Below are 25,151 nucleotides of genomic sequence, written 5' to 3'. Positions count from 1 at the left end.
CGGGCGCCTCGATGTCATCGCGGTTCGGAGCCGTGACATCGGACGCACGCATTCGCTGACTGCGATTACCGATCATGTATCGTCGAAAGCGAAATAACTTCCTTCAAGGCAAGCTAACATGTCCGGTACCAGGCCCCTCGATAAACGTTCCTACAGAAGGGCCTTCGGCAACAGCATATGGATGCCCTTGTTGCCGTCGACGAGCTGTGTCACGCGCAGATTTCCGGCGAGCGAGCACAGCATGTAGGCCTGATTGCGCGACAGGTTGGTGCGGTCGCAGACCTGCTTCACCATCTCGCGCACCGCCTGCTTGGCGGCATCGTCGAGATCCTCGTCAAGACCGATCGAGATCAGATGCGTGGTACTCTCCGCAAATGGCCATTTCAGATCCATGTCCTTGCGGACGGTAAGACGGAACGTGCCGGTCACGCCGGTCTCGAGTGCGGTGATGCAAACCTCGCCGTCGCCCTGCACGCCGTGGCCGTCACCGGCGAAGAACAAAGCGCCTTCGTTGAACACCGGCAGATAGAGCGTTGTGCCGGCACGCAGCTCCTTGTTGTCCATATTGCCGCCGAAGCTGCGTGGCACCGGCGAACCGCAACGGCCCCAGGCCGGCGGCGGCGCGGTGGCGATAATTCCGAAGAACGGGTCGAGCGGAATTTCAGTACCCCATGGCATCACGCAGACGTTCTTCTTGTGATCGACGACCGGATGAATGGTCTCGTATTCGGTGAACTCGTCTGGCAGCGTACCGAGCAGCGGCAGGATCGCGACAAAGCCCCAGTCCTGACGCACCTTCACGTCGAGGATATCGATTTGCAGTACATCGCCGGGCATAGCGCCCTTCACGTAGACCGGGCCGGTGATGAAATGCGGTCCGGCGCCCTGAACAAGCTGATCGAGCGCGGCCAGATAATCTGCGGGCACGATACTGAGGTCCGCCGGCAGTGATTCCTTGCCGCCTGCGGGAAAGGAATGCAGCGTGACGGTGTCGCCGGAGGCAATTTCAAGCACCGGCTTAGTCGTGCTGTCGATGTAACCCCACACCATGTTTTCGGGGGCGGACGAGATTTCGTGGCGGCGGGACATGAATAACTCCTTAGGTGACAATGGTCAGATGGCGATGTGGCGCTGCAGAAGTTCGCGGCTGGAGGATTCCATGCGGCCGGATTCGACGACGCTGCCGCGCGACAGCACGACGAAGGCGTCCGCAAGGCTGATCGCGAAATCGAGATATTGCTCGACCAGCAGCAGCGAGATTTTTCCTTTGAACGACGCCAGCACGTCGCGAATGGCCGCGACCACATTGGGCTGGATGCCTTCGGTCGGTTCATCCAGGATCAGCAGCGAGGGATTAGTGACCAAAGCGCGCGCGATCGCGAGCTGCTGTTGCTGGCCGCCCGATAGTGCGCCACCGGGGCGCCGCCACATCTGGGTCAGCACCGGAAACAGCGCAATCGTGTCGTCAACCAGCGCGGTGCCAAAGGTGCCGTGCGCCCGCGCGGCGGCTTCGATATTTTCAGCCACCGTCAGCTCGGCAAATATCTCACGGCCCTGCGGCACATAGGCCACGCCGTGGGCCGACCGCCGGTTCGGTGACCAGCCGGTGATCTCGGTGTCGTCGATCAGCACCCTGCCCCGGGTGACGGGCAGCACGCCCATCAGACATTTCAGCAGCGTCGTCTTGCCGGCGCCGTTGCGGCCAAGCACCGCGACGCATTCGCCGGGAACGATGTCGAACTTGACCTGGCGCAGCACCTGCGCGCTGCCGTAATGCTGGTCTAGTCCTTCGACGCGGAAATGCATAATCATCGCCCCAGATAGACGTCGATGACGCGTTCGTCGGCGCGCGCATGGGCCATCGATCCCTCGAACAGCGTGCGGCCCTCGTGCAGCACGGTGACTCGGTCGGCGACCTTTTCGACGAATTCCATGTCGTGCTCGACGATGACGATCGCCCGGTCGGCACGCTTCAGACTGCGGACGAGCGCCACGGTGCGCTCGGTCTCGTCGTCGGTGAGGCCGGCCACGGGCTCGTCGAGCATCAGCACCTTGGGGTTCGACGCCAGCACCATGCCGATCTCCAGCCACTGCTTCTGGCCGTGGCCCAGTTCCGCCGCGGAACGCTGCGCGAGGTCGCGCAGGCCGATGGCTTCGAGTACCTCGTCGATGCGCGTCGCCAGTTCGCCGGGCGAGAGCGAACGCCGTACTCCGCCCTGCGCGCCGATGGCGATGTGCTGGTGTACGTTGAGGCCCTCGAAGACGCTCGGCTTCTGGAACTTTCGCCGGATGCCGGCCCGAGCGATGTCCGATTCGCTGCTGCGCGTGACGTCCGTGGTGTCGTCGAAGATCACCCGCCCGCGCTTCGGGTGAGCAATGCCGGAGACCACATCCAGCAGCGTCGTCTTACCAGCGCCGTTGGGGCCGATCACGGCGCGCACCTCGCCGAAATCCACCGCCAGCGACAGCGCGTCGATGGCGCGGAAGCTGCCGAATTCCACGGTGATGTTGTCGACCAGCAACGCCACCGCCATCACGGCAACTCCGGCGCTTCGGCGGCGATGCGCTTGACGCCCATCGGACGCACCAGCTTCATCTTCGCGAGGTCGATCAGCCCGTTGGGAAATACCAGCACGATCATCACGATCAGGCCCGACAGGATGAACGGCCAAAGCTCCGGCGCCGCCGCCGACAGCCAGAACTTGATCGCATTGACGAGCACCGCGCCGATCACGGCGCCGATCAGATTGCCGCGCCCGCCGATTGCCACCCAGACCGCGATCTCCAGCGACAGTTCAGGCGACAGTAGACGCGGGTTGATGATGCCGACCTGCGGCACGTAGAGCATGCCGGCTACCGCCGCAATCACCGCCGACAGGCACCACACCGCGAGCTTCAGCCGCAGCGTATCGTAGCCCAGCGTGCGCAGCCGCACCTCATCGTCCCCCGCCGCGACGATCATCACCCCAAAGCGGCTCGCCAACAGCCGGCGGCACCCGAGCAGCGTCAGGCCGAGCACCACAACCGAGAGCGCGGCCATGGCGATCACGACGCCCGGAGCGCCGACCGGCCAGCCGAACGCGACCGTGAAACCCGTCATGCCGTTATTGCCGCCGAAGCCGGTATCGTTGCGATACATCAGCAGCATCGCAACGTAGACCAGCGCCTGCGTGATGATCGCGAAATAGACGCCACCGACCCGCGAGCGAAACGACACGTAACCGAACACGCCGGAGACCAGCAGCGTGACGACGGCGGCCACCAGCAGCGCGTAAGGGAAGAAGCCGAAGCCGGCCCAGTAAAACGGCAGATCGGTCCAGCCCATGAACTGCATGAAGTCCGGCGCCCTCCCCGTCACCTCGTAGGAGTGCTTCAGCAGATACATCGCCACGACATAGCCGCCGATACCGAAGAACAGGCCGTGGCCGAGCGACAGGATGCCGAGGTAGCCCCAGATCAGATCGAGCGAGATCGCGAGCACCGCGAACGCCGCCAGCTGACCGACGGCATTGGCGAGATAGGGTGACAGCCCGGCAGACGTGAAGGCCGACCCCGCCAGCAGCACGGCAACCGCAAGCACGATCAGCAGCAGACAGAGGAAGGGGCGATCCGACGCCAGCGGCTTCATTTGCGCCGCCCCTTGATCGCGAACAGGCCGTCCGGGCGCCATTGCAGGAAGGTGATGATCATCAAGAGCACGATGACCTTGGCGGCCACCGCGCCCCACAGCGGTTCGATCAGCACGTTGATCTGGCCGATGCCGAGCGCCGCCACAACGGTACCGATGATGGTGCCGACGCCGCCGAGCACGACGACCATGAAGCTGTCGATGATGAAGTTCTGCCCCATCTGCGGATTGACGCTGTAGATCGGTGCCAGCGCCAGGCCCGCCAGACCTGCGAGGCCTGAGCCCAGCCCGAAGGCCAGCCTGTCGATCCGCCGCACCGGAATGCCGATGCAGGCTGCCATGCTGCGGTTTTGGGTGACGGCGCGGATGTTGAGGCCGAGCGGCGTCAGCCGCATCAGCCCCCAGGTGATCGCCAGCGTCACGATCGCGAAAGCGATCGCGAACATCCTGTTCCAGGTGAAGATAAAATCGCCGATCACCGGCACGCCGCCGGTAACATAGAACGGCGTCACGAAGTTGAGATTCTGGGTGCCGAACGTCACCCGCACCAGATTGATCAGGAACAGGCTGACAGCCCAGGTGGCCAGCAAGCTCATCAACGGTCGCTTGTAGAGATGCCGTAGCAGGATCGCCTCCAGCGCAATGCCGATCCCGGCCGTCACGAGAAACGCGATCGGGATGGCGATGACCAGATACCAGTCGAGCAGCGCCGGCGCGGCGTGGCGCAGGCCTTCCTGCACCAGCCAGGTGACGTAGGCGCCGATCATGATCATCTCTCCCTGCGCGAGGTTGATGACGCCCATCAGGCCGAAGATCACGGCGAGTCCGATCGCCGCCATGAACAGGATGCTGGCAAAGCTCAATCCGTTGTAGAGCGCCGCCAGCACATCGCCGGTCAGGATGCCGCGATTGATCGTGGTAACGGCGGCATCGACGGCGCTCTTGAATTCCGGATTGGCGGCGTAAGCGGGATCGGCGGTCATCGGCCGGATCTGCGCCAGAGCCCGGCGATCCGGCGTCGCCGCGATACGCTTGAGCGCGCCGATCCGCTTGGCCGGATCGGTCGAATTCAGCGCGGCGGCCTGGGCGGTGGCCAGGATCTGCGCTTTCAGCCCGGCATCGCTCTCCTCCTCGGCGGCGATCTCGAACAGGCGGTCCGGCAGGCCGTTGGTCTGCCGCTCGAGCGCGCGCAGCGCCGCGGCGCGTTGGCCGACATCCGTCGCTGTACGCAGTTGGAGCGTCGCGGCGGCGGTCTCGAACAGCGCCCGGTTTCGCAGGCTGAGAAAGGGCTGGCGGTCACGCTCGCCGCCGGTGCGCGGCGCGCGCGTGACGGCATCCTGCGGTCCCTCGCCGGTGATAAGGACGGCACCGCCAGCATCGCAGGTCAGCTTGCGGTCGATCATCGCGCGGGCCAGAGGCGCGGCCCATCTGCGATCGTCTGGCGAGCCGTCCTGCGCCAGCCCCGTCAAGGCACGGCCGGCCTCGCCCATCGCTGTCGTGTCGCCGCACAGCTTCGCGACCAGTTCGGCACGTGGCGCCTCCGCTGCGACCAGCGCGGACGGATTCCAGGCCGCGATCAGGATCGCGGCAATAGTCCAGCAGTTTCGCATCAAATCCACCAATGGCCGCCGGCCCGTTCGGCCCGGCGGCCGCCCCGCCCGATCGCCACTCAGCTATACGGGCTGAACGGTACGGGTTTCGGCGCGTCCTTGGACTGCCAAAGGATGTCGAAACCCTGCTTCGCATTGACCGATCCGATGAAGACGCCGCGCGACACGTAGTTGTTCTCGGCGGTCATCGAGATCTTGTAGCCGGACGGGCAGTCGAAACTCAGGCCGGCGAACGCCTTCTGCACCTCGGGCACATCGAAAGAATTGGCCTTTGCCGCCGCCATTGCCCACAGGTGAACCGAATCATAGGCCGAAACCATCGGATCAATCACAACGTCGCCCTTGAACGGCACTTTCTTGGCGACAACGTAGTCCGCCCACTGCTTTAGGAAGGTTGTATTGGCGGCGCCCGGTGCGTTCTGCAGATAGGCCCAGCAATTCAGATGGCCGACCAAAGGCTCGGTGTTGAGGCCTTCGAGATCGGCCTCGACCATGTCGAGGCCGAGCACCGGGATGTCGGTCGCCTTGATGCCCTGGTTGGCGAATTCGCGCAGGAAGTCGGGGATCGACGATCCCACGACCGTCAGCACGACGACCGGCTTGCCGCCGCCTTGATCGGCAAAGGCGCGGATCTGATTGACGAGGGTCTGGAAATTCGAGAAGCCGAACGGGACGTATTCTTCCTTCCAGGCGGTCTCTGGAATGCCCTTCGACTTCCAATAGCCTTTCAACTGCTTGTTGATGGTCCGCGGCCAGACATAGTCCGATCCGATCATGAAGAAGCGCTTGGCGCTGACGCCGTCCTCGCTCATCAGATAGTCGACGGCGGGAAGAACCGAGCTCGCCGGCGGCGAATTCACATAGACGACGTTCTTGGAGTTCTCGTCGCCTTCGAAATGCAGCGGATAAAACAGCAGCCCCTTGGACTGTTCGACCACAGGCAGCACAGATTTGCGCGACACCGAGGTCCAGCAGCCGAACAGTGCTGCGACTTTATCCTGCTCCAGCATCTGCTTGGCGACCTGCGCATAGATCGGCGCATCGGAGGCCGGATCGGACACGGCCACCTCGATGGTGCGGCCGTTGACGCCGCCCTTGGCGTTGATTTCTTCGGCGGCCATCCGAACCACATGGTTCAGGCGTCCTTCGAGATTGGCCATGGTGCCAGAGGACGAAAACAGGCAACCGAGCTTGACCGTGCCGCCGGCGGCATGGCCGGGGCGAATGAGAGTGGGCGCGGCCAGTGCAGCCGTGACGGCCCCGGTCGCATGAAGGAACGAACGGCGAGACAGCAAGCTCATGAATCTGACCCCTTATAGTCGTGCAAGGTGGCCGGAGTTCACGCCGTCATTGACGAACAGACAACGCCAAATATCATACAGCCCTGCTCAACGAGCAAGCAGCGACACCCGTCTACCGACCTTGATGTCAATTTTGCCATTTTGGCGGGGCGGATCTGCTATAGCACGGTCGCAGATGCTTAATGACGGCCGTGTTCGCCAACGAACGCAAAAGCTGGTGCATGGGACCGGCTCGCCAGACGACTAATCCGGTCAACGCATAATGTGGCAGATGAAAGTAGACGCCGATGCGACACTCTCAGCACACTGACAGCGAGATTATTCACCTTCTCCATGAAGCCGAGACGGGCATTCCGATTGCCGAAATTTGCAGCACGGCGCACGTCTCACTGCGCACCTTCTATCGCTGGCGCAAGCGCTACGGCAGCCTGACGCCGGCGGCCTTGCTGCACATGAAGGAGCTGCAGCTCGAAAATCAGCGCCTCAAGGCGCTCGTCAGCCGACTTTCGGAACGCCGCAGCGACGGGACGGCGACAGCATCTCCCGTTCCCCGGCGGGCCGACTACGGATCCAGCGGGCAAAGGTCGGCATCCCCGTCAAACCTGCCGCCGCACGCACATGGAGCTTCCCTGGGGCGCTTCGCCTCGGTTCGCGGCATGCGCTGAACGCTCCCGCGCATGATGGCGCTCTCGCTCCATGGGAACGAAATTGGCCGGTGCAACCCGCGGTGCGCAACCCCGCTCTGGCACAGGGCATCGGCGATCGCACCAGCCCCGCCGCAACCGATGATCAGTGCCTGCCGTCCCTTCGCGTCAAAGCGGAGGCTTGCGGTGGCAATGAGGAAGCCAACCCCGTCGACGTTATCACCACTGAACGTCCCGTCGGGCATGCGCCGGATGACATTGACGGCCTGGAGTCGACGGGCACGGTCGGCGAATTGATCGAGACGGCCGACATATGGCGCTTTTGAGGAAGCGTCACGCGCAACTGTACGCATTTTTCCATCCTCTCAGCTTTCGCAGGAAGTCGGCGAATTGCTCCGGCGCGATGTCCGCCGGGATCATCACCGCATCGAGAGCGCGGTCGGCAAAACGCTGGCTGAATAGCGCAAGTCGCGGCGCGCGACATGAGCTTGGATGTCATGCCTTATCAACTACGCAGCTTCATTGGACCGAACGGCGCGACAAGACCACTTTAAGGCGGCGCTGTCCGCGCGGAGCAGTCATCCGTGTGGATCGCGAAAAGAGCAGGAGCAAGAAGAGCGTCTTTCGACCATCAACTCTGAGTTGCCTTACATTGGAGATTGAGCGCATCTGCAATAGCTTCGCTTATTTAACAAGGATGGCCGAACCAAATAATACAATCATGACGGAAGAGGAATACTTCAGGTTTCGTTTGAAGGGCTGTCACGTCGTTTGCAAGGATTTACGTTTACGGAACAGTTCCCTTAGCCGGCTCATTCACCGCTTATCGAGTTTCGCAATGCACTCGCCTCGGCGACTGACACTGCATCGCATCTTCATTCAGCCCAGCCGCCTGAACGAAAGGTGGCCACTCACCAAAATAGCGGAAAGCTCTCGCGCTCTGCCCCACATCGAGGATACCCCTATGCGGGAGACAATTGAGAGTGGGGCTAAGAAGCCTCAGTGCTCGTTGACTGCAGCGCCGAGCTTGATCAGGCTCAGCGAGCGGTTCGCGGTCTCGCGCAGGCGGCAGTAGCTCGCGTCGCCCTTGTACATGCCGGGCTCGATTTTGTCGAAGACCACGCAGAAGCGATCACGCGACGCGGCGAAAGTTTTCTGCGAGTCCTTGACCGCCTTGATCACGTCGGCGAACCCGCCGGCCTCAACCTTCTTCAGCGCCTCATTGGTTTTCTGCGTCCAAATGGCGAGTTCGCGCGCCGCGCAGGCTCTCCATTTGGCGACGTCGTCATTCGTGCCCTCTGCCGCTTTGATGGTAAGCGTCGTTCTCAGGCCACGGCTCTGAGGTCTTGCTTTTGGTAGGCCCACGGCAAGAGCGCGTCGATGTCGCGGTTGGGATGACCGCTGGCGATCCTGGTAAGGACGTCTGTCAGGTAGCCGAGCGGATCGATATCATTGAGTTTACAGGTCTCGATCAGCGAGGCGATGGTGGCCCAGTGCTCGGCACCTCCGTCGGAGCCCGCGAACAAGGCATTTTTCCGGTTCAGTGTGATCGGTCGGATAGAACGCTCGACGGCGTTGTTGTCGAGTTCGATGCGGCCATCGTCGAGGAAGCGGGTGAGGCCCTCCCAGCGCGACAGCGCATAGCGGATTGCCTCGGCGAGCTTGCCCTTCTGGCTGATCAGCCCGAGTTTTGCGCGCAGCCAACTCTCCAATGCGTCGACCAGCGAGCGGCTTTTCTGCTGCCGCACGGTCCGACGCTCCTCGGCGGTGCGGCCGCGGATGTCGTTCTCGATCGCATAGAGCGCGGCGATGCGCTGCAGCGCTTCGCTGGCGATCGGCGCAGGTCCGGGTGTGGCGAGCTTGTAGAAGTTGCGCCGCACATGGACCCAGCAGAACGCCAGCCGCACGTCGCCGCGCTCGGCCAGCCGGCGGTAGCCGGCATAGCCATCGACCTGCAAGATGCCCCTGAAGCTGTCGAGATGGGCGATCGGCCGCTCGGCCTTGCGGTCCGGGGCGTAGACATAGGCCACGCCTGGCGGATCGGATCCGTTCCATGGCCGGTCGTCGGCGGCATAGGCCCACAACTGGCCGGTTTTGGTGCGACCACGACCAGGATCCAGCACCGGCAACGTCGTCTCATCGGCAAACAGTTTTGGCCGCTCTCTGAGCTTGTCGAGCAGGCGTTGGTGCAGCGGACGCAGATGCCAGGCGGCATGGCCCACCCAGTCTGCCAGCGTCGAGCGGTCTAGGTTGACGCCCTGGCGGCCATAGATCTGGGCCTGCCGATAGAGTGGCAGATGGTCGGCATATTTGGACACCAGCACCTGGGCGATGGTGGCTTCGGTCGGCAGCCCACCCTCGATCAGCCGCGCCGGCGCTGGGGCCTGCACGACGCCATCCTCACATTGGCGACAAGCGTATTTCGGCCGGATCGTGACCAGCACCCGGAACTGCGCCGGCACGATATCCAGCCGCTCGCTCTTGTCTTCGCCGATCCGGTGCAACGCGCCCTGGCAGCAGCGGCAGGTCTTGTCGTCGATATCGATGGTGGTCTCGATCCGCGGCAGATGCGCCGGCAGCGCGCCGCGATTGGCCCGACGCTTCGCAGCTCCGGCCTGTCGTGCTGCCGGTGTCGCCTGCTCAGCTTCCGCGGCGTCACGCGCCGCCGCCTGCTCGACGTCTTCCAAACCGAGCTGCATCTGGTCCTCGGGCAGCGTCTCCGCCCGGCGGCCAAACTGGTGGCGCTGCAGGTCCCTGATGATCTGACGCAGCCGTTCGTTCTGCACCCGCTCGGCGAGCAGCATCGCTTTCAAGGTCTCGGAATCATCGGGCAATGCGTCGCGCGGCATGATCAAATCAGATCATGTTTACCAGCATTTTGCGACGTGCTCGATGCTGCTGATTCACTTTGCCACAGCAACAAACGTCCAGGCGTTAGCCGGGCTGTGCCGGCGTCACCGTCTCGCGCGCCGCGTGGACACGCCGCCAATCCAACCCTTCGAGCAGCGCCGACAATTGCGCGGCCGACAAATGGATCACGCCATCTTCGATCTTCGGCCAGCGGAAGATGCCGTCCTCCAGCCGCTTGGCGAACAGGCACAGACCCGTGCCATCCCAATACACCAGCTTGATCCGATCCGCGCGCTTGGCGCGGAACACGTAGACTGCGCCCGAGAACGGATCCGCCGCCATGCTCTCCCGCACCAGGGCCGCCAACCCATCGGCGCCCTTGCGGAAGTCCACAGGCCTGGTCGCCACCATCACCCGGACCGCGCCCGTCGGGCCGATCACGCTCCGGCTTTCAGCGCCCGCAACACCGCGGCGATGGTGTCCGACGGAGCGCCCGCGCCGATGCGCACCGTCACGCCGTCGATCGCAACCTCGATCGTTCCGCCAAGCGGTTCGTCCCGCTGCTGCCGCCGCGCCTTGCGCTGTCGAGATCCCGCAGTCTCGCACAGTGCCGCGGTAACCACCGCCGGGACGAACCGTGGTTCATCATCCTTGGAAACGACCGCCTGAGCTTCCCTGACTCGCCGGCGCCAGCCAAACAATTGCTGCGGCGACAATCCGTGCCGCCGTGCCACGCCAGAAACAGAGTCGCCACTGGCTTCGATCTCCGCGACGACCCGCGCCTTGTCCTCGTCGCTCCACGTCCGCCGGCGCCCCGCACCGGTGAACACCTCCAGCCGCCGAACCGGCTTGGTGATAGCACTATCCACTGTGTCCATTCTAAGCCTAGCGGTTCGAACGAACCGAAACGTCGCAGATCAGCACGTCAACCGAAAGGTGGGGCCGGGACGACGCTTACCTTTGATGCAGGGGTCGGCGACGAGCCCGACGCACGCGCCGCCGAAACCGCCGGTCTCCTCCGCGGTCTTCAGGCAGGTATCGATCACTGCAGCGTCGGCTGGCCCGGTGCCTTGGGCGAAAGCCATCGATGCGAGCGGGAGGCCTGCGGCGAGCAACGCGGCGGCAAGTTTGAGCTTCATTGGAGATCTCCGTTCGGTGCGTCGAAAATATGGAACGCAATGACACCGCGAGCAATGAAGCTCAGCGAGACGATCGACCGTCGGGTGTGGCGGAAGGCCCGGACGGCGAGTGGGAAGAGGAGAGGTGAGGATATGCGGCTTCGGCTACGCCCTCTTTAATCAATATCTTTGAATCCGCCTTGACCTGAATTGTGAGATTTCGACCAATAGGTGATCCATGCAGCCTTGGTCATCGAAGGCCCTGCGTAGGTTCACCTGAAAACGGATTTGTTGGCGCTCTCGCCCAGGCTTTGTCGGCTTCGCTTCCGGTGCCGTTGTCGCCGCAAGCCCGGCTTCGGTGCTGCACCTGTTGCGTTGAGGACGCTACGCTGACGTACAATGACGGCACACTGGTTTTAGGCACGCACCGGCTACGTCGCTGACAAAACTATGAGACTTAGAAGTTGAACAAGATCGCCACTAAGACCGACTGAAGTGGCATGAAACGAATTGTGATTTTTTCGGCACTCTTCCCGCCTCTCGCGCTGGTCGTGTTCACTGCGCCTGATGGGTTTAAGAATCTTCTCAATTGGTTGGTTGAGGCCTACGCGATCGCGATTATCCCGGCCTTGCTGCTGGCTTGGGTCGATTGGGCGCTTTCCGCCAAGCCACTCCGAGTTATGGGAACGGCGGTCACGGCAGCACTAGCTGCAGTGTTGATCGTGCGCTTCATGTCGGGAGGAACAGACGAGTTGTGGCCGGTCCTGATGGTTGGGCTTGTCGGAGGGATACCGGCCGCGGTGTGTTCGCGGCTATCCGGTGAACGATCGTCAAGCACGATCGTGTGAGCGAACTAGAGACACGTCGATGGCCAATCCCGTTGATAACTCTTCAGAGATTGATGAGCCGACTCCATGCAGTTTTTCTTATATGAAATTGTCGCCCGCACTATTGCTGCTTACTTGTGTTTCGACACCTATCGTACGATTCACCGCGGGCTTATCGATGGAAGATACGTGCCCTTTGAATCCGATGCGATGAACTGGATTCTAGATTCATTTAGGGACAAGGCCGCACTGACTGTCCATCGCGACGCCACACCGATACGATTTTGGATATCCATGGGACTAGAACTACTGCTTCTCTTGGGCTGTCTCTATGTTGCTACGTTCGGCTGGCCGCAGACGGGCACCTCGTGACGGCCGCACCCTTTGCGCACATAACCAATAAGCGTGGCATGACGTTGCCTGCACACGACCGAAAGGTCAATTTGGCTGGCGAGGTTTTCGTCGCTCCTGAGCCAGGTTGCGAAGCTGCGTCCGATACGCTTCGGCCGCTTCGATCAACTGCAGAGAATCTATAAATACTAAGCGCGCCGCGCCGTCGCGAGGTAAGGGTTGGAGTACAGCGTCAGCGACAGCGGCTTGCCGTCCTTGCTGCGGAAGCCGCCTGCGCCCTTCTTCCAGCCGGCATCGTCGAGCAGCTTCTCGGCCTTCTTCGGATCGTAGGCCAGCAGGGCGCTTTGATCGGTCGCGCCGCGAACGGCATCCAACCGAAAAAATCGACCGGCAGTGCTAGGCAACATTTGTTCGGGAGCGAGATGAATAGGACTGGTCGTCAACATCATCGAATGGAACTGGTCGGCCAAGCAAGTAGCCTTGAGCAAAATTAGCACCGAGCACCCTCAGTATTTCGAGTTGTTCGATCGTCTCCACACCTTCGGCGGTTACAGACATGTCGAGCCCGGTGGCAAGTGTCACGATTGACGATATGATCGCCGAACTGTTTTGATGCGCTGTCAAACGACCAATGAACGACTTGTCTATTTTGATTTTATCGAAGGGAAATGCTGTCAGGCAACTCAGAGATGAATATCCGGTACCGAAGTCGTCAAGGGCAAGAGAAATCCCAATGCGTTTGAATTTCTCCATTAAGGTGTGAGTTTCTGCCGCTCTTTCCAATAGGACCGATTCAGTAAGCTCGATTTCCAGCCGCTGCGCAGGCAGTCCTGAATTGTGCAATGCCGATTGGACGATGTCGAATAGTTCTGCTTGTTTGAATTGCACAGGGGACACGTTTACGGCGACCTTGGTGTCGGACGGCCACGATGCGGCATCGTTGCAGGCCCTCCTGATAACCCATTCTCCGAGAGGCAGGATGAGGCCGCTCTCCTCCGCGAGGGGGATGAATTGGTCGGGTGGTATGAGCCCTCTAGTTGGGTGGCGCCAGCGAACAAGTGCTTCGAAACCCCGTCGATGGCCGGACAGAATGTCAAAGAATGGTTGATAGTGCAGCTCGAACTGACAGAGTGCGATGGCATCCCTCAGGTCGCTTTCAAGTGTGAATCGGGCTTCCAATTCCGTGGACATGGCTTCATCATAAAGCGTAAAGCAGTTGCGGCCAGCCGACTTCGATCGATATAGCGCAAGGTCGGCCTTCTTGAGTAACTGCTCTTGGTCACTGCCGTGCAACGGTGCCATCGAAACGCCGATACTGGTTCCGATCTCCACCCGGTGGCCGGGCAACGAGAATGGTTCGCCTATGAGTTTTGAAATGCGAGCCGCTAGGTTGATGGAAGCGCTCTGCTGATCGTCAGAACCCATCTGGATAATCGCAAATTCGTCGCCTCCCAACCTCGCGAGAAAGTCGGTTTCCCGCAATGCGGACCTCAGGCGACGCGCGACCTGCTGAAGAAGGGTGTCGCCGGCCGCGTGTCCCAGCGAGTCATTGATGTTCTTAAAGCGATCGAGATCAAGCATGAGGATAGAGAAGCTCTCCCCATACATGCGCTCTCGCGCGTTAACGTTCTCCAATCGGTCGAGAAAAGACGCCCTGTTCGGAAGCCCTGTCAAAATATCGGTCTGCGCGAGCTCCAGAACGCGCCGGTTGGCATCCGCGAGACGGCGTGAGTTACGCCCAGCGAGGCTGAGATATATGGCCAAAAAGGTAGTGATGACAATTCCGGCTGCAAGGACGGTAAGGGCGCGATCGTAATGTGTGATCAGTCGACCATTGGTCGCTGGGGTGGCCAGTACCTTCCAACTGATATCGCCTATCGTGAGAGTGCCAGACCAAGTAAGGCTGCTTGCGATAGCCAGCCTCGACTGAGGACTCTGGTGATCTGATGAGAAATCTGGAGCAGCTTGATCTCCTGCCTTCACTTTGCGGTAGGCCTCGGGCGAATATACGCTAATGCTGACAGCCGCAGTTGCCGCCATTGTGTCACGGACTGACTGAAGCAATTGTGGCAGAGACAATATCCCGACGACAAAGCCAGCCAGATTGCGCCGCCGGTCGATGACTAGTGTACGGGACGTTCCCTTTACGTAAACCGGCACGCAAACCAGCACGCCGAGAGGGTGGATACCATCGTTTGTCTCGTAAAGCTTTGCACGTAGCGCCGTGATGAGATTGTTGTCGCGTGCGCGCTCTAGTGTGACCCAGCGCTCAGGAACTGTCGAATAGTCCAGTCCGTAAACTCTCGAGGTCTTTGGCTCGGTGGAAAAAAAGATAGGGAAATACTCGTCGCTTTGCGGCGCCGTTGTAACTGCGTCATTGGCGGCCAGAGATTTGATCTGATACCCCGAGATACCGTCGCTAACTGCCGCGGCTTCGTATTCCGTGCGTTCCTTCCGGTTAATCCTCGGTATCCAGCCCACACGGAGGATGCCCGGACGATGTTCGAACAAGCGATCGCTAAACGCCTCAAATTCGCTGCGGCTGATTTCCTCATTGGCAGATTCGAACAGGGTGCGAAGCGCGAGTAGTCGGCTGGTGTATTCGCTTATGCCATTTTGCATGATGATGGTCTGGGTTTCGGCAACGGCCTCGAACTCCAGTTTTGCGACCCGCTCCTCCCATTTCCCGACGGCATATGCACCGGCCAAAGACAGCAGAAGGCCAATGATCGCGGCAACCAGCGCCGGCCGCCACGGTGATGACCGTGATGTCGAGAGGCGTCGCCACTCGATCACGTCTCCCTGGCGAGGGCTATGCCGGTCCTTGTCGCTCATCTTTGCTCCTCGTCTGGGTCATACGACCGATCCCGGCGCCGTCGTCGGCGGATGATCGAGGATGGACCTTCAACAAAGTCACAAGTCTGCAGACCAATCGTGCCTAGTATGTTCACTTAAGTTAATGATTGGTTCCGTAGGTATAATACGCCCCGTTTCGCTAATAAAGATCGCGCGGTTCATCGAAATCCGGACCGATGACGGTGGATTAGCCAGCTCTTCATACCGTGTGGATATCTTGCGTTAGTGGACGATACGTTTCATCTCTCAGAGATATCCCATGTACCAAGTGCGGCGAGCGATTTTTACCGGTCTAATGACCGCCTTCCTCACGACGAGTCCGCTTCGTGTCAGTGCTGACGAGTTCGGGGTCAGCTCCGATGCTATCCTGTTCGGTCAAGCGGCTGTGCTTGAGGGGCCTTCATCGGCGCTGGGTCAAGGCATGCGGCAAGGTATCCGAGCCGCATTCACGGAGATAAACGCTAAGGGCGGGGTGCACGGCCGCAAGCTCAAGCTCATCAGTCGCGATGATGGTTATGACCCCGACCGGTCGATCGCTGAGACCATAAAGCTGATTGACGATGACAGGGTGTTTGCTTTGATTGGCGCGGTTGGTACGCCAACCGCAACCGTAACAGTTCCAATTGCAGCCTCCAGGAATGTGCCGTTCATCGGTCCGTTCACTGGAGCGGACTTTCTGCGGGCAACGGAGCTACATAACGTCGTCAATATTCGTGCGAGCTACGGCGCTGAAGCCGAGGCCTGGATCAAGCATCTGACCGAAGATCTTCATTTTACAAGAATACCGATATTCTATCAGGACGATTCCTTCGGGCGCGATGGCTTGGCCGGCGTGAAGCGCGCTCTCGAACGCCGCGGCCTGGAGCTAACTGCTGAAGGCACGTTCGAGCGCAACACGAAAGCTGTCAGTTCTGCGCTGCGCACTCTTAAGCGCGCCGAGCCGGAAGCGGTTGTGATGGTCGGAACCTACAAACCGTGCGCGGAATTTATCAAGCTTTCGCACAAGAGCGGCTTTAGTCCGACTTTCGTCAACGTATCCTTCGTCGGTGCTGATGCCTTGGCGAAAGAACTCGGTGCGGATGGCGCAGGGGTTGTCGTTTCTCAGGTGGTGCCGTTTCCCTGGGACGCCTCAGTGAAAGTCGTGGCCGATTACCAAGCTGCGCAAAAATTGCTCGATAGCTCTCTAGAGCCAGGGTTTGTTTCGCTCGAGGGATATCTCTCCGGCCGTCTCGTGGCTGCCGCGCTCGAAATGTCTGGACCGAATCCGACGCGGGCAGATCTGTTGCGACTTATCAATGACGGCAGATTTGACATTAGTGGAAACATCATGACGTTCGGTACCGCGGCTTACAATATCCCCGCTCGAATCTTTCTAACCGTTATCCAGCCCGACGGCAGCTTCAAGGCGGTGGAAAGGCTGTAAGATTCGCCAGGAATTGTTCAGAATCCTTCGGCCGATCGATCCCCTCAATATCATGTCTTGAGTTGCCGCCGAGTCAGAGAGAGATGGTCCAGGAAATCTACGCAGGGCGATATCGGCCAGCATGGGATCAGCGTGTATGCGAATTGGCCGGCTTGGCGAATGCCCTGCGTGTCAACGGTTTCGAGGACGAAGAGATCGTGCGCGGGATGCAGGAGCATTTTCGACTGGGACGTCTCTTCCCGCCGAGGATCCTCAATACGACGAAATCTTCGAAAGCTACCAACAATCGATTGATGTCCTCAGCGACCACCCGGCAAGATCGATATTCGGGCTCCAGGACAAAGCTTCTGCGATCCGAAATCTGAAAGACGACGACGAGGCGGTCGCTGCGATCGCAAGGTCGCTGGCCAGCGACATCATGAAGGGAGCCCTTCACACATACGAGCCGAAGACGACGTAGACCGCTGAGTCAGCGCCCGTCGGCTACGGCCGGCGGGTCGACCGCCACTCTTAAAGACGATGATGGCTGCGAGCCACGGGAAGTCTTTTGAGCGAAGCGGGGCTTCCGGTGCTGGAATCCCGAATACATTGCGGGCGGCGTGCACAGCCGCCAACCCCACCCCCGCGCCAAGATAAAGTAGGCCCGCCAAGAGTTGAGGCTCTATGCTGCCCAACATCTCCTTCGCAAGCGGGGCGGCGGCTCCAAAAAGGAAAGCGGATGCGAGCGCCATCGGGACGCCGGGCCAAAGGGGAGATGGCGTGTGTCCTGACATTTTACCCTAACTCCGCCTGTCAAAGATTTTTTGCTGGTGAACGGATGCAGCACCCTATTCAGTTAAAATGGGATGGACGACTATTGCCAGTGCCACTATTCGTTGATCTCCTCTTACCGTCCACTCGGATAACTTGTTCGAGGCTCCGCCCATGACCTTCAGCTGGGCTGATATGGCCGACGTTCGTCATTCTCACATCCCGCGTTACCCCTCAAGCGAGACACACGCACGTAATCCACCTTCAGCGCGATTTGAAATCGTGAGTTGTCCCCGATGCGCCTGTATCGTCGACAGGGCGATCGCCAAGCCCAAGCCGATCCCGCCCGTCTCGCGGCTTCTCGAGCTTTCGACGCGGTAGAACGGCTGGAAGACCCGCTCCAGTTCAGCTTCCGGAATTCCCGGCCCGTCATCGTCGATAGTGATCTCGACCAAGTGGTTTGCTGAGGAGATTGTCGTTCTCGCCCGCTTGCCATACTTCACGGCATTGTCGATTAGGTTGATGAGCGCGCGCTTCAGCGCGGCCGGCTGGCAGTCGCAGATGATGGGCTGCGCCGGCTCCATGACCACAGGAAGCCCGAGGTCGGCCATGTCATCGACCACCGAGGCGAGAAGTGCCGTCACATCGGTTCGACGACGCGGCTCCGCAATCGACTCGTCGCGGGCGTATTCCAGCGTTGCGGCGATCATGGCATCCATCTCGGCTATCGTCGCCAGCATCCTATCACGCTCGGGCACATCCTCGACCGTTTCCGTGCGCAACCGCAGCAGCGTCAGTGGCGTGCGTAGATCGTGGGATATTGCAGCCAGTATCCGTGTGCGATTCTCCACAAGCGCACGCAGGCGCGCCTGCATGTTATTGAAGGCCCGTGACGCCTGCTGCATCTCCACCGTGCCCGCCTCGGGCATCGGCAGCGCATTCAGATCATTGCCGAGTTTCTCGGCTGCGGCCGACAGCGAGGCGAGTGGCGCCGTGACACGCCTGACGACCCATACGGAGACGGCGAGAAGAATGATGGCCATAAGCGCCATCGATAGAAGAAACTGCCTCGAAACGGCCGGTCCGCCCTGGGGTAGCGCAGTGGTGAACGAGAGCCATTGCCCGTCCGTCAGCGGAACCGCGACCTGCAGATCGCGAAATCCGCCAAAGGGACCGAAGCTGCCAAAGCCGTGCATCATCGGCCCGCGCCCCATCATCGGGCGCAAGCCTCCGAAAGCGGACATCGGACCGCCCGGGGATGCAGACACAAGCGGCCGCTGTGCGCCGCCGATAGACAGTTGATCGGCGAGAAATCCGGCAATGGCGTCGGCAACGTCTGCATTACCATCGGCTGATGTCATTGCTGGAGCCTGTGCCGACAATGCAACGCGAAACGTCGGGTCACTGAGCGCCGTAACGATCCGAGGGCGCGCCTCGGGTGGCGTGTCCTGAACGAGCCGGACGAGGTTCGCCATGCGCTGCGCTGCAGCAAACCCGCCAACCGCGCGCACCGCCTGTTCGCGGTCCAGCGAATAGATCCACGATCCTGCTGCATGTGAGATAACCAGGCCAACAAGAAGTGCAAGCAACGTCTGTCCGAAGAGACTGGCGGGAAATACTCGGGTCATTCCTGCTTCACCGCTGGTGCAAACATATAACCGCCTCCCCAGACCGTCTTGACGATTTTGGGATCGGCCGGGTCACGTTCGAGCTTCTTGCGCAGCCGGCTGACCTGAGTATCGATACTGCGATCGATCGCATTGGCGGAGCGCCCGCGCGCCAGATCGAGAAGCTGATCGCGGTTCAGCACGTGCTGCGGGCGCTCCACCAAGGCGATCAACAGATCGTATTCTCCAGTGGAGAGCGGCACCGTGATCCCATCGTCGTTCAGCAGCTCTCTTGTGCTGACGTCCAATTGCCAGCGATCGAACCGATAGCGTTTGGGACGGGAAGCGATGTCCAGCTCATTTAACTTGCTCCGGCTGCGTCTCAACACGGCCCGGATGCGTGCGACCAGCTCCCGGCTGCCGAACGGCTTTGGCAAATAGTCGTCAGCGCCCATCTCCAGCCCGATGACCCTGTCCACCTCCTCTCCCTTTGCGGTCAGCATGATGATCGGGATATTGGACCCCGCACGCAGGTTACGGCAGAGCGATAGGCCGTCCTCACCCGGCAGCATCAGATCGAGGAGGATCAGGTCGATGCGACCATTGGCGAGAACCTTGTGCATGGCCCGGCCATCGGCGGCAACGCTGACCCGGAATCCCTCTTTGGCCAGCGCGCGCGAAACGAGGTCGCGGATCTCACGATGGTCATCAACAACAAGGATGTGTGCCCCGTTTTGCATCATCGGACTATAGACGACGTCTTCGAAGCCGCTTCACGGAAATTGTCACCAATTGCCGCAACCGCTGCGACTGGCACACTTTGTCACACATTTCCGCACTGCTGTAATACTTGGGTGGAATGCGCGGCCCTTCATGCCTTCGAGCAACGGGCATTTCTGTTGCCAGACATTGGGAGACCGTCATGAAGACGAAGGCATTGTTGATCGGTGGTATTGCTGCTGTCACGCTATTTGCTGGCGGATGGGCTTTGGCACAGGCAGCGGGTCCCGGCAGCTTCGGCCCGCCGTTCATGGGAGGCATGGGCCCCGGAGGTATGGGCCATGGGGGCATGGGATCTGGCGGCACGGGACATGGCATGATGATGCAGCACATGGGGCCCGGCATGCACGAGGGCAAGGGAGCGAGCATGATGGGTGGAGCAGCCGGCTCTGCCCTCGCTAACCCTGCGCAAATCGAGACTCTCAAGAAGGATCTCAATATCACTGCGGCACAAGAGCCGGCTTGGGCGAAGTATGCCAAGACGGCCCAGGATGCGGCGGCAACCATGAAGGCCAACAGGGAGGGCATCGATCACAGTGCGATCGCCAAGCTCAGCCAGCAGGACCGCATCGCCTTCATGACCGCGATGCGGGAGCAACGCGTAGCCCAGTTCGAACAGGTCCAGGCTGCGGCGAAAGAACTCCTGTCAACCCTCGATGACAAGCAGAAAGTCAAGGCGCAGGAGACGCTGCCCGGACTCGCGTTCGGTCCCGGCACCATGCGCAGCGCAGGTATGGGCATGGGCATGGGACGCATGCACGACCGGCATTAGCGGAGCGATGGCTGCTGCGGCCAGAAGAGGAGAGCAGCGCCTCTCCTCTTCTCCCATGCGAATGCCATTCACCGTCCGGGGCAGTTTAGCACCACTAGGCGCTAACGGATTATTCTGATTCTCGTCGCCGGATCACGCCTCCGAGTTTTGTCACTGCAGCCACGGTATTTGAAATCGTGCCGTATTTGCGGACATTGGTGTGAAGGAGTTCAAGACGCTGATCGCTTTCATCGGTATCCACGATCAGTTCGTAGTCGACCGAAATCATCTTCGGCGGACTGTCCTGCCTGACCCCGTGAAGCTTCACCTCCACGCCCCTCAGATTGAACCGGAGCATCGGCGTCACCCGCTCGATGCCCTTGATCATGCAAGCGGCGATCGCGGCCAGGAACAACTCCGCCGGGTTGAATGCATCAGGCCGGCCGCCAATGTCCGTGTCGAGGACGATTTCGGCATCTTTCGTGGATGCAATGCTGCCGTGGGAATCGATCCGCCTGGCGCTAACGCGATATTCGAGCATCGGCGCCATGTCAGACAGCAAGCCAGCGTGCGACGGCATCGGCTTTCGGCAAACCGCCCGCATGCACGACTTTTCCGTCGATGACGACGCCGGGCGTCGAGACGATGCCGTAGCCGGCAATGGCGGCGTAGTCCGTCACCTTTTCAATGGTGACGGGAACGCCGAGCCTGTCGGCCTCTTTCTGGACCATCTCCGCGGTCGCAACGCAGCGGGCACAGCCCGAACCCAGAACCTTCACATCCCTCACCTGAAATCCCTCGCTCATGGAAACAGAAAATTGAACAGGAAACCGACCGCGAGGATTCCCATTCCGACAACGCCGATGAAGACCGCAATCAGCCGGGTCGTCAGTACCTTGCGCAGGATGATCATTTCCGGCAGCGACAGCGCAATGACCGACATCATGAAGGCGAGCACCGTGCCGAGTGCGGCGCCCTTTGCGAGCAGCGCCGTGACCACCGGGATGATACCGGCGGCGTTGGAATACATCGGGATGCCGATCAGCACGACAGCAGGCACCGACCACCAGGCGTCCCTTCCCATGATCGAGGCCAGCAAATCCGCCGGCACATATCCATGGATGAACGCACCGGCGGCGATGCCCGCGATGATCCAGGGCCAGACCTTGCCGACGATTTCATGGATCGCATCGATCCCCGCCTTGATGCGGTCGACGATGGCAACGTTTTCGGGCGGGAGGTCCACCGTACTCGATCTAATATTGCGGACCCACTCCTGGAGCCAGGTTTCCAGATGCAACCGCCCGATGACCCAGCCGGAGACGATGGCAACGGAAAGACCGAATACGAGATAGGTGAGCGCTACTTTCCAGCCTACCAGCCCAAACAGCAGGCCGAGCGCCACCTCGTTCACCATGGGCGCCGAAATGAGGAACGAGAACGTCACACCGAGCGGCACACCCGCGCTGACAAAGCCGATAAACATCGGGACCGCCGAACAGGAGCAGAATGGCGTCACGATGCCGAGGCCGGCCGCCAGCACGTTGCCGACGCCTTCGCGCTTTCCGGCCAGCAGCGCCCTCGTCTTCTCCGGCGAGAAGAAGCTGCGCACGAAGCCCATGGCGAACACCACCAGCGTAAGCAGCATCAAGACCTTCGGAGTGTCGTAAACGAAGAAGCCGATGGCCTCGCCCAGATGGCTGCTCCGATCGACGGCAAGTGACGCCACCACCCAGTCGGAGAACGGCACCAGTTGGTTGTAGACAAGTCCCCAACTCAGGAGCGCAAGTACCGTCACGCCAATCCATATCACGGCGGACGGACTTCGGCCGGGCACATGGTTGTCGATTGTATGAATGCTCATGCCGCATCCCCACTGAGTGCCGGACGGACACCACGGCCGCTACCCAGGGAGCAGACACGCTGTCTCGGACTGCTATGAGCAAAGCTTCACATTTTCGCGTGCTGCGGCGGCGCAGCCACATCTTAAATTGTAAGTACCTCGCTCTGGTGCCGGCGCATTGAGCAGGATCAAGAAAATCAGCCCGCAAACGCCTTCCGTGTCTCACCTGACTGTGAAACAAACGTGCAGTCCTGCTGTCCTTCCTCGCAGGCGCCGCCGATCTCTACGCTGTCGGAGGTTTCTAACATGTTCTGGCACGCAGGGAACCTCCAGGCGATGAGAAGTCCGGCCCCGATCATCATCTCGGCTGTGCGAAATCAATTTTGAACCCGGCTGCGGCGCCAGTGTGCGAGAATTGGCGGCGAAGGCGGCGATATCATCTTCCGCATAGTGTCCGGCAATGGTCCGCATGACCGGGTTGTCGCGATGGCTTTGATTGTAGGAATTCATCACGGCAACGAACTGATCCTCGGGCCAGCCGATGATCTGCGGCACGCCGCCGGAGACATGCCCGGAGACATGGTGGCCGGTCACGCATTCCACCTACAGATGCGGGCCCAGCTTGCCGTCTGCTGCTAACGAATCGACGCATGCCGTTGCGCCAGCAACCCGGCCATAAGAACCGCCGGGTGCGGCGATCGACCCATCAGTCCACTTTCGGGCCGGCTTTGCTGTCCGGCATCACGTCGACCGACATGGCCCGTCCAGTCAATTTCGGCGCAGCGCGACAGTCCTTCATGCACGGCTCCTTTTTCCAGAATGATCTCTCCGCGGTATCTCGATCGTCCTCGTAGAAGGCCGCGGCATTCGGCATCTTGATCGATGAGAAAGTGTTCCGGTTGAGCTCGAAATTCTCGTCCTTGATAATGTCATTCATGTTGAGGACATAGGCGGTCAAGGCGTTGATGCAGATCAAGGCCGCCTCGTTCCTGCCGGACAACACTTGCATACATTTGAATATTTAGGAGACTGCACATGCCGTCACTTTTTGACAAAGCGTGGTCGCCATACGTCGCAGGCATCGTGATTGGTCTGCTGCAGATCCCGGCCTTTCTGATGATCGAGACGGCACTGGGGGCGTCGTCATCCTACGTCACGGTTGGCGACGCGATCGCAAGCTGGTTCGATCCGTCATTGCTCAAGATCGACTACGTCAGCCGGCATCTGGCGATCAATCCCAAGAACCTCTGGCAGGTGGCGCTGGTCATCGGCGTTGCGATTGGCGCGTTCGTCTCGATGAAAATTTCCGGCGCGCGGCGACAGCCCATCTCTCCAATCTGGGCACGCGCGCTCGGCTCTTCATCATGTACATTGCGCTATGCCGTCGCGTTCGGCGCGGGATTTCTGATGCTGTTCGGCGCGCGCATCGCCGATGGCTGCACCAGCGGCCACGGCCTGTCCGGCATGGCGCAGCACTCAGTCGGCTCTACCGTCGCGGTTGCCGCCATGTTCGCCGGCGGCATCGTCACGGCTTCGCTCCTGCTTCGTCGAATCTGACTTGGGAGATCAATCATGTCCAGTTCTGTCGGTTTTGCCATCCTCACCGGCGTCGCCATGGGAATCGTATTCGGTTTTGCGCTGGAGAAATCGCGCGTGTTCGAACCCGGCATGATCGTCGGCCAGATGCAGTTGCGCAACTTCATCATGCTCAAGGTCTTTCTGACGGCGGTGGCCACCGGGGCGGTCGTTCTCGCGGTGCTCAATGGCTTGGGCTACGTCAAACTGCAGCCGAAGGCGACCCTTTATGCGGCTGACGTCGTAGGCGGGCTGTTGCTGGGGGCCGGCATCGCGCTTGCGGGTGCCTGCCCTGGAACGACGCTAGCCCAGATCGGCGTCGGGTACCGCGACGCCATCTTCACACTCGTGGGAGGACTGTCCGGAGCCGTGGCATTTTCCTACGCACAGCCCTGGCTCGACAAAGCCCTGATCGGCACTGGCCCGAAACTGATCTTCACCGACATGGTCGGCATTCCCTATTGGCAGGGGGCCATCGGCTTGGCCCTCGTGATCGTCGTCGTTCTGGCGCTAATGGAACGGGTCAGGTCTTGGCGCAAGGATCTCGGTTCAGACGCCGATGGTGATGCCGCGCATATTTACCACCCGACTAAGCAGCGTGTGGCGCCTGCCGAATGAGATGCCATCCCTTCTGTGAATCAATACCAGGCCGCATGCCCGGCGCGACCTGGCCCTTGGGATAAGCGAAGGGCTCTCGCGGTCAGGTTCGGGGATAAGTCTGGCCACCGCAGGTCAAACGCCAAATCGGAACCGGTCCGATCTCTCGCTAGCAGGGATCCGCTTTCCTCGCCCGACCAGTCGGCACTTTCACACCGGTCGCAGTTTTGCTCGGTTTCTGCGCTAGTTCGACGTAGTCGGAAGCAACCTGCGCCCCGACCAGAGCGAAGGGAGACCGGGCGAATGAAACCACATTCCGTTATTTGTCCGATGATCGTGCTGGCCACCCTGAACGTGGCGGCAGCCGAGTCTCTCGAGCAACGATTTGGACCCGACAGGGAGAGAGGCCATCGCGCCGAGCGGGAGTTCGAGGGAAAGCGCGATGGCTTCAGGAATCGCGATCGCGCCAACTTCCTTGGAGTTGAGCGGCAACCCGATCCTGAAGAGTTCGCCCCTCACCACGATCTGCATCACTCTCCACCGATTGGATTGCAAAAGTAGATTGGCATCGTCGCTACGAACGAAGGGCGGCCTAGAAGATTGCACGCGTCACTGCGAGATTGCGAGTTTGTTTCGGTCG

27 protein-coding genes and 2 pseudogenes are annotated in these 25,151 nt (G+C 60.6%); 9 read left to right on the top strand and 20 right to left on the bottom strand.

What is annotated here, in order from left to right; translation table 11 throughout:
* Positions 1–150: 150 nt before the first annotated feature.
* The 6 genes from ACUXVA_RS21535 to ACUXVA_RS21510 are packed head-to-tail and all read right to left on the bottom strand — an operon-like array spanning position 151 to position 6,539.
* Positions 151–1,089 carry an acetamidase/formamidase family protein gene (locus ACUXVA_RS21535; RefSeq protein ID WP_265078447.1) on the bottom strand — a complete coding sequence of 313 codons (939 nt, stop codon included), beginning with the start codon at positions 1,087–1,089 and terminating at the stop codon, positions 151–153.
* 24 nt (positions 1,090–1,113) lie between these two features.
* Entirely contained in the window at positions 1,114–1,806 is a 693-nt protein-coding gene (gene urtE, locus ACUXVA_RS21530) for an urea ABC transporter ATP-binding subunit UrtE (RefSeq protein ID WP_413776360.1), read from the bottom strand.
* A 2-nt stretch (positions 1,807–1,808) separates the two neighbouring features.
* Positions 1,809–2,534 carry an ABC transporter ATP-binding protein gene (locus tag ACUXVA_RS21525; RefSeq protein WP_265078449.1) on the bottom strand — a complete coding sequence of 242 codons (726 nt, stop codon included), beginning with the start codon at positions 2,532–2,534 and terminating at the stop codon, positions 1,809–1,811.
* On the bottom strand, positions 2,534–3,628 hold the full coding sequence (gene urtC / locus ACUXVA_RS21520) for an urea ABC transporter permease subunit UrtC (protein WP_445488004.1): 1,095 nt from the start codon (positions 3,626–3,628) through the stop codon (positions 2,534–2,536). Before urtC ends, ACUXVA_RS21525 begins: the two co-directional genes overlap by 1 nt.
* Positions 3,625–5,238, bottom strand: a complete 1,614-nt coding sequence (urtB, locus tag ACUXVA_RS21515) for an urea ABC transporter permease subunit UrtB (protein WP_265083709.1) — start codon at positions 5,236–5,238, stop codon at positions 3,625–3,627. Before urtB ends, urtC begins: the two co-directional genes overlap by 4 nt.
* Positions 5,239–5,297: 59 nt before the next feature.
* On the bottom strand, positions 5,298–6,539 hold the full coding sequence (locus ACUXVA_RS21510; RefSeq protein WP_445488001.1) for a substrate-binding domain-containing protein: 1,242 nt from the start codon (positions 6,537–6,539) through the stop codon (positions 5,298–5,300).
* A gap of 287 nt (positions 6,540–6,826) precedes the next feature.
* Between ACUXVA_RS21510 and ACUXVA_RS21505 the strand changes: the two genes are divergently transcribed.
* Complete coding sequence (locus ACUXVA_RS21505) at positions 6,827–7,204, top strand: transposase (RefSeq protein WP_265078452.1); 378 nt, start codon at positions 6,827–6,829, stop codon at positions 7,202–7,204.
* Between the two features lie 50 nt (positions 7,205–7,254).
* A complete protein-coding gene (locus ACUXVA_RS21500; protein ID WP_265078453.1) occupies positions 7,255–7,509 on the top strand; it encodes a hypothetical protein in 255 nt (84 codons plus the stop codon).
* A 673-nt stretch (positions 7,510–8,182) separates the two neighbouring features.
* Here ACUXVA_RS21500 and ACUXVA_RS21495 read toward each other — a convergent pair.
* The 5 genes from ACUXVA_RS21495 to ACUXVA_RS21475 all read right to left on the bottom strand — a co-directional run bounded on the left by ACUXVA_RS21495 (position 8,183) and on the right by ACUXVA_RS21475 (position 11,172).
* Entirely contained in the window at positions 8,183–8,548 is a 366-nt protein-coding gene (locus ACUXVA_RS21495) for a lysozyme inhibitor LprI family protein (RefSeq protein WP_445487998.1), read from the bottom strand.
* A complete protein-coding gene (gene tnpC / locus ACUXVA_RS21490; protein WP_445487996.1) occupies positions 8,509–10,032 on the bottom strand; it encodes an IS66 family transposase in 1,524 nt (507 codons plus the stop codon). Before tnpC ends, ACUXVA_RS21495 begins: the two co-directional genes overlap by 40 nt.
* An 85-nt stretch (positions 10,033–10,117) precedes the next feature.
* A complete protein-coding gene (gene tnpB / locus ACUXVA_RS21485; RefSeq protein ID WP_265079591.1) occupies positions 10,118–10,474 on the bottom strand; it encodes an IS66 family insertion sequence element accessory protein TnpB in 357 nt (118 codons plus the stop codon).
* Positions 10,471–10,911 (bottom strand): IS66-like element accessory protein TnpA, encoded by a 441-nt coding sequence (gene tnpA, locus ACUXVA_RS21480; protein WP_265082600.1) that lies wholly within the window; start codon positions 10,909–10,911, stop codon positions 10,471–10,473. Before tnpA ends, tnpB begins: the two co-directional genes overlap by 4 nt.
* A gap of 39 nt (positions 10,912–10,950) precedes the next feature.
* Positions 10,951–11,172, bottom strand: coding sequence for a hypothetical protein (locus ACUXVA_RS21475; RefSeq protein WP_445487993.1), 222 nt, complete (start codon positions 11,170–11,172; stop codon positions 10,951–10,953).
* Between the two features lie 479 nt (positions 11,173–11,651).
* On the opposite strand from ACUXVA_RS21475, the gene ACUXVA_RS21470 reads away from it, so the two are divergent.
* Together ACUXVA_RS21470 and ACUXVA_RS21465 are read left to right on the top strand one after the other, a co-directional pair.
* The gene (locus tag ACUXVA_RS21470; RefSeq protein WP_265078455.1) at positions 11,652–11,999 is read left to right on the top strand and encodes a hypothetical protein; all 348 of its coding nucleotides are present in this window, start codon (positions 11,652–11,654) and stop codon (positions 11,997–11,999) included.
* A gap of 66 nt (positions 12,000–12,065) precedes the next feature.
* Positions 12,066–12,350: a hypothetical protein gene (locus tag ACUXVA_RS21465; RefSeq protein ID WP_445487991.1), complete on the top strand. Its 285-nt coding sequence runs from the start codon at positions 12,066–12,068 to the stop codon at positions 12,348–12,350.
* A 176-nt stretch (positions 12,351–12,526) separates the two neighbouring features.
* Here the strand turns inward: ACUXVA_RS21465 and ACUXVA_RS21460 are convergent.
* Positions 12,527–12,694, bottom strand: a pseudogene (locus tag ACUXVA_RS21460) (ABC transporter substrate-binding protein); the annotation flags it as partial.
* 31 nt (positions 12,695–12,725) lie between these two features.
* Complete coding sequence (locus ACUXVA_RS21455) at positions 12,726–15,164, bottom strand: bifunctional diguanylate cyclase/phosphodiesterase (RefSeq protein ID WP_445487989.1); 2,439 nt, start codon at positions 15,162–15,164, stop codon at positions 12,726–12,728.
* A 316-nt stretch (positions 15,165–15,480) separates the two neighbouring features.
* Between ACUXVA_RS21455 and ACUXVA_RS21450 the strand changes: the two genes are divergently transcribed.
* Positions 15,481–16,608: an ABC transporter substrate-binding protein gene (locus tag ACUXVA_RS21450; protein ID WP_445493330.1), complete on the top strand. Its 1,128-nt coding sequence runs from the start codon at positions 15,481–15,483 to the stop codon at positions 16,606–16,608.
* Positions 16,609–17,585: 977 nt separating this feature from the next.
* Here the strand turns inward: ACUXVA_RS21450 and ACUXVA_RS21445 are convergent.
* Positions 17,586–18,986 (bottom strand): ATP-binding protein, encoded by a 1,401-nt coding sequence (locus ACUXVA_RS21445; protein WP_445487987.1) that lies wholly within the window; start codon positions 18,984–18,986, stop codon positions 17,586–17,588.
* On the bottom strand, positions 18,983–19,708 hold the full coding sequence (locus tag ACUXVA_RS21440; RefSeq protein ID WP_320109627.1) for a response regulator: 726 nt from the start codon (positions 19,706–19,708) through the stop codon (positions 18,983–18,985). Before ACUXVA_RS21440 ends, ACUXVA_RS21445 begins: the two co-directional genes overlap by 4 nt.
* 179 nt (positions 19,709–19,887) lie before the next feature.
* Between ACUXVA_RS21440 and ACUXVA_RS21435 the strand changes: the two genes are divergently transcribed.
* The gene (locus tag ACUXVA_RS21435) at positions 19,888–20,517 is read left to right on the top strand and encodes a Spy/CpxP family protein refolding chaperone (protein WP_265078457.1); all 630 of its coding nucleotides are present in this window, start codon (positions 19,888–19,890) and stop codon (positions 20,515–20,517) included.
* Positions 20,518–20,626: 109 nt separating this feature from the next.
* On the opposite strand, the gene ACUXVA_RS21430 is transcribed toward ACUXVA_RS21435, so the two are convergent.
* The 5 genes and pseudogenes from ACUXVA_RS21430 to ACUXVA_RS21410 all read right to left on the bottom strand — a co-directional run.
* A complete protein-coding gene (locus ACUXVA_RS21430) occupies positions 20,627–21,037 on the bottom strand; it encodes an OsmC family protein (RefSeq protein ID WP_265083712.1) in 411 nt (136 codons plus the stop codon).
* A gap of 10 nt (positions 21,038–21,047) precedes the next feature.
* Positions 21,048–21,284, bottom strand: coding sequence for a thioredoxin family protein (locus ACUXVA_RS21425; protein ID WP_265078458.1), 237 nt, complete (start codon positions 21,282–21,284; stop codon positions 21,048–21,050).
* A 14-nt stretch (positions 21,285–21,298) separates the two neighbouring features.
* On the bottom strand, positions 21,299–22,354 hold the full coding sequence (locus ACUXVA_RS21420) for a permease (RefSeq protein ID WP_445493329.1): 1,056 nt from the start codon (positions 22,352–22,354) through the stop codon (positions 21,299–21,301).
* 207 nt (positions 22,355–22,561) lie between these two features.
* Entirely contained in the window at positions 22,562–22,933 is a 372-nt protein-coding gene (locus ACUXVA_RS21415) for a c-type cytochrome (RefSeq protein WP_265078460.1), read from the bottom strand.
* 112 nt (positions 22,934–23,045) lie between these two features.
* Positions 23,046–23,306, bottom strand: a pseudogene (locus tag ACUXVA_RS21410) (c-type cytochrome); the annotation flags it as partial.
* 68 nt (positions 23,307–23,374) lie between these two features.
* Here ACUXVA_RS21410 and ACUXVA_RS21405 point away from each other — a divergent pair.
* The 3 genes from ACUXVA_RS21405 to ACUXVA_RS21395 all read left to right on the top strand — a co-directional run bounded on the left by ACUXVA_RS21405 (position 23,375) and on the right by ACUXVA_RS21395 (position 25,072).
* A complete protein-coding gene (locus ACUXVA_RS21405; RefSeq protein WP_445487984.1) occupies positions 23,375–23,896 on the top strand; it encodes a YeeE/YedE thiosulfate transporter family protein in 522 nt (173 codons plus the stop codon).
* A gap of 15 nt (positions 23,897–23,911) precedes the next feature.
* Positions 23,912–24,532: a YeeE/YedE thiosulfate transporter family protein gene (locus tag ACUXVA_RS21400; protein WP_445487982.1), complete on the top strand. Its 621-nt coding sequence runs from the start codon at positions 23,912–23,914 to the stop codon at positions 24,530–24,532.
* A 282-nt stretch (positions 24,533–24,814) separates the two neighbouring features.
* A complete protein-coding gene (locus ACUXVA_RS21395) occupies positions 24,815–25,072 on the top strand; it encodes a hypothetical protein (RefSeq protein ID WP_265078463.1) in 258 nt (85 codons plus the stop codon).
* The last annotated feature ends 79 nt before the right edge of the window (positions 25,073–25,151 follow it).

The sequence above is a fragment of the Rhodopseudomonas sp. RCAM05734 genome (assembly GCF_052658035.1).
Note: the sequence above shows the minus strand (reverse complement) of the source record. Positions and strands in the feature narration are given on the sequence as shown.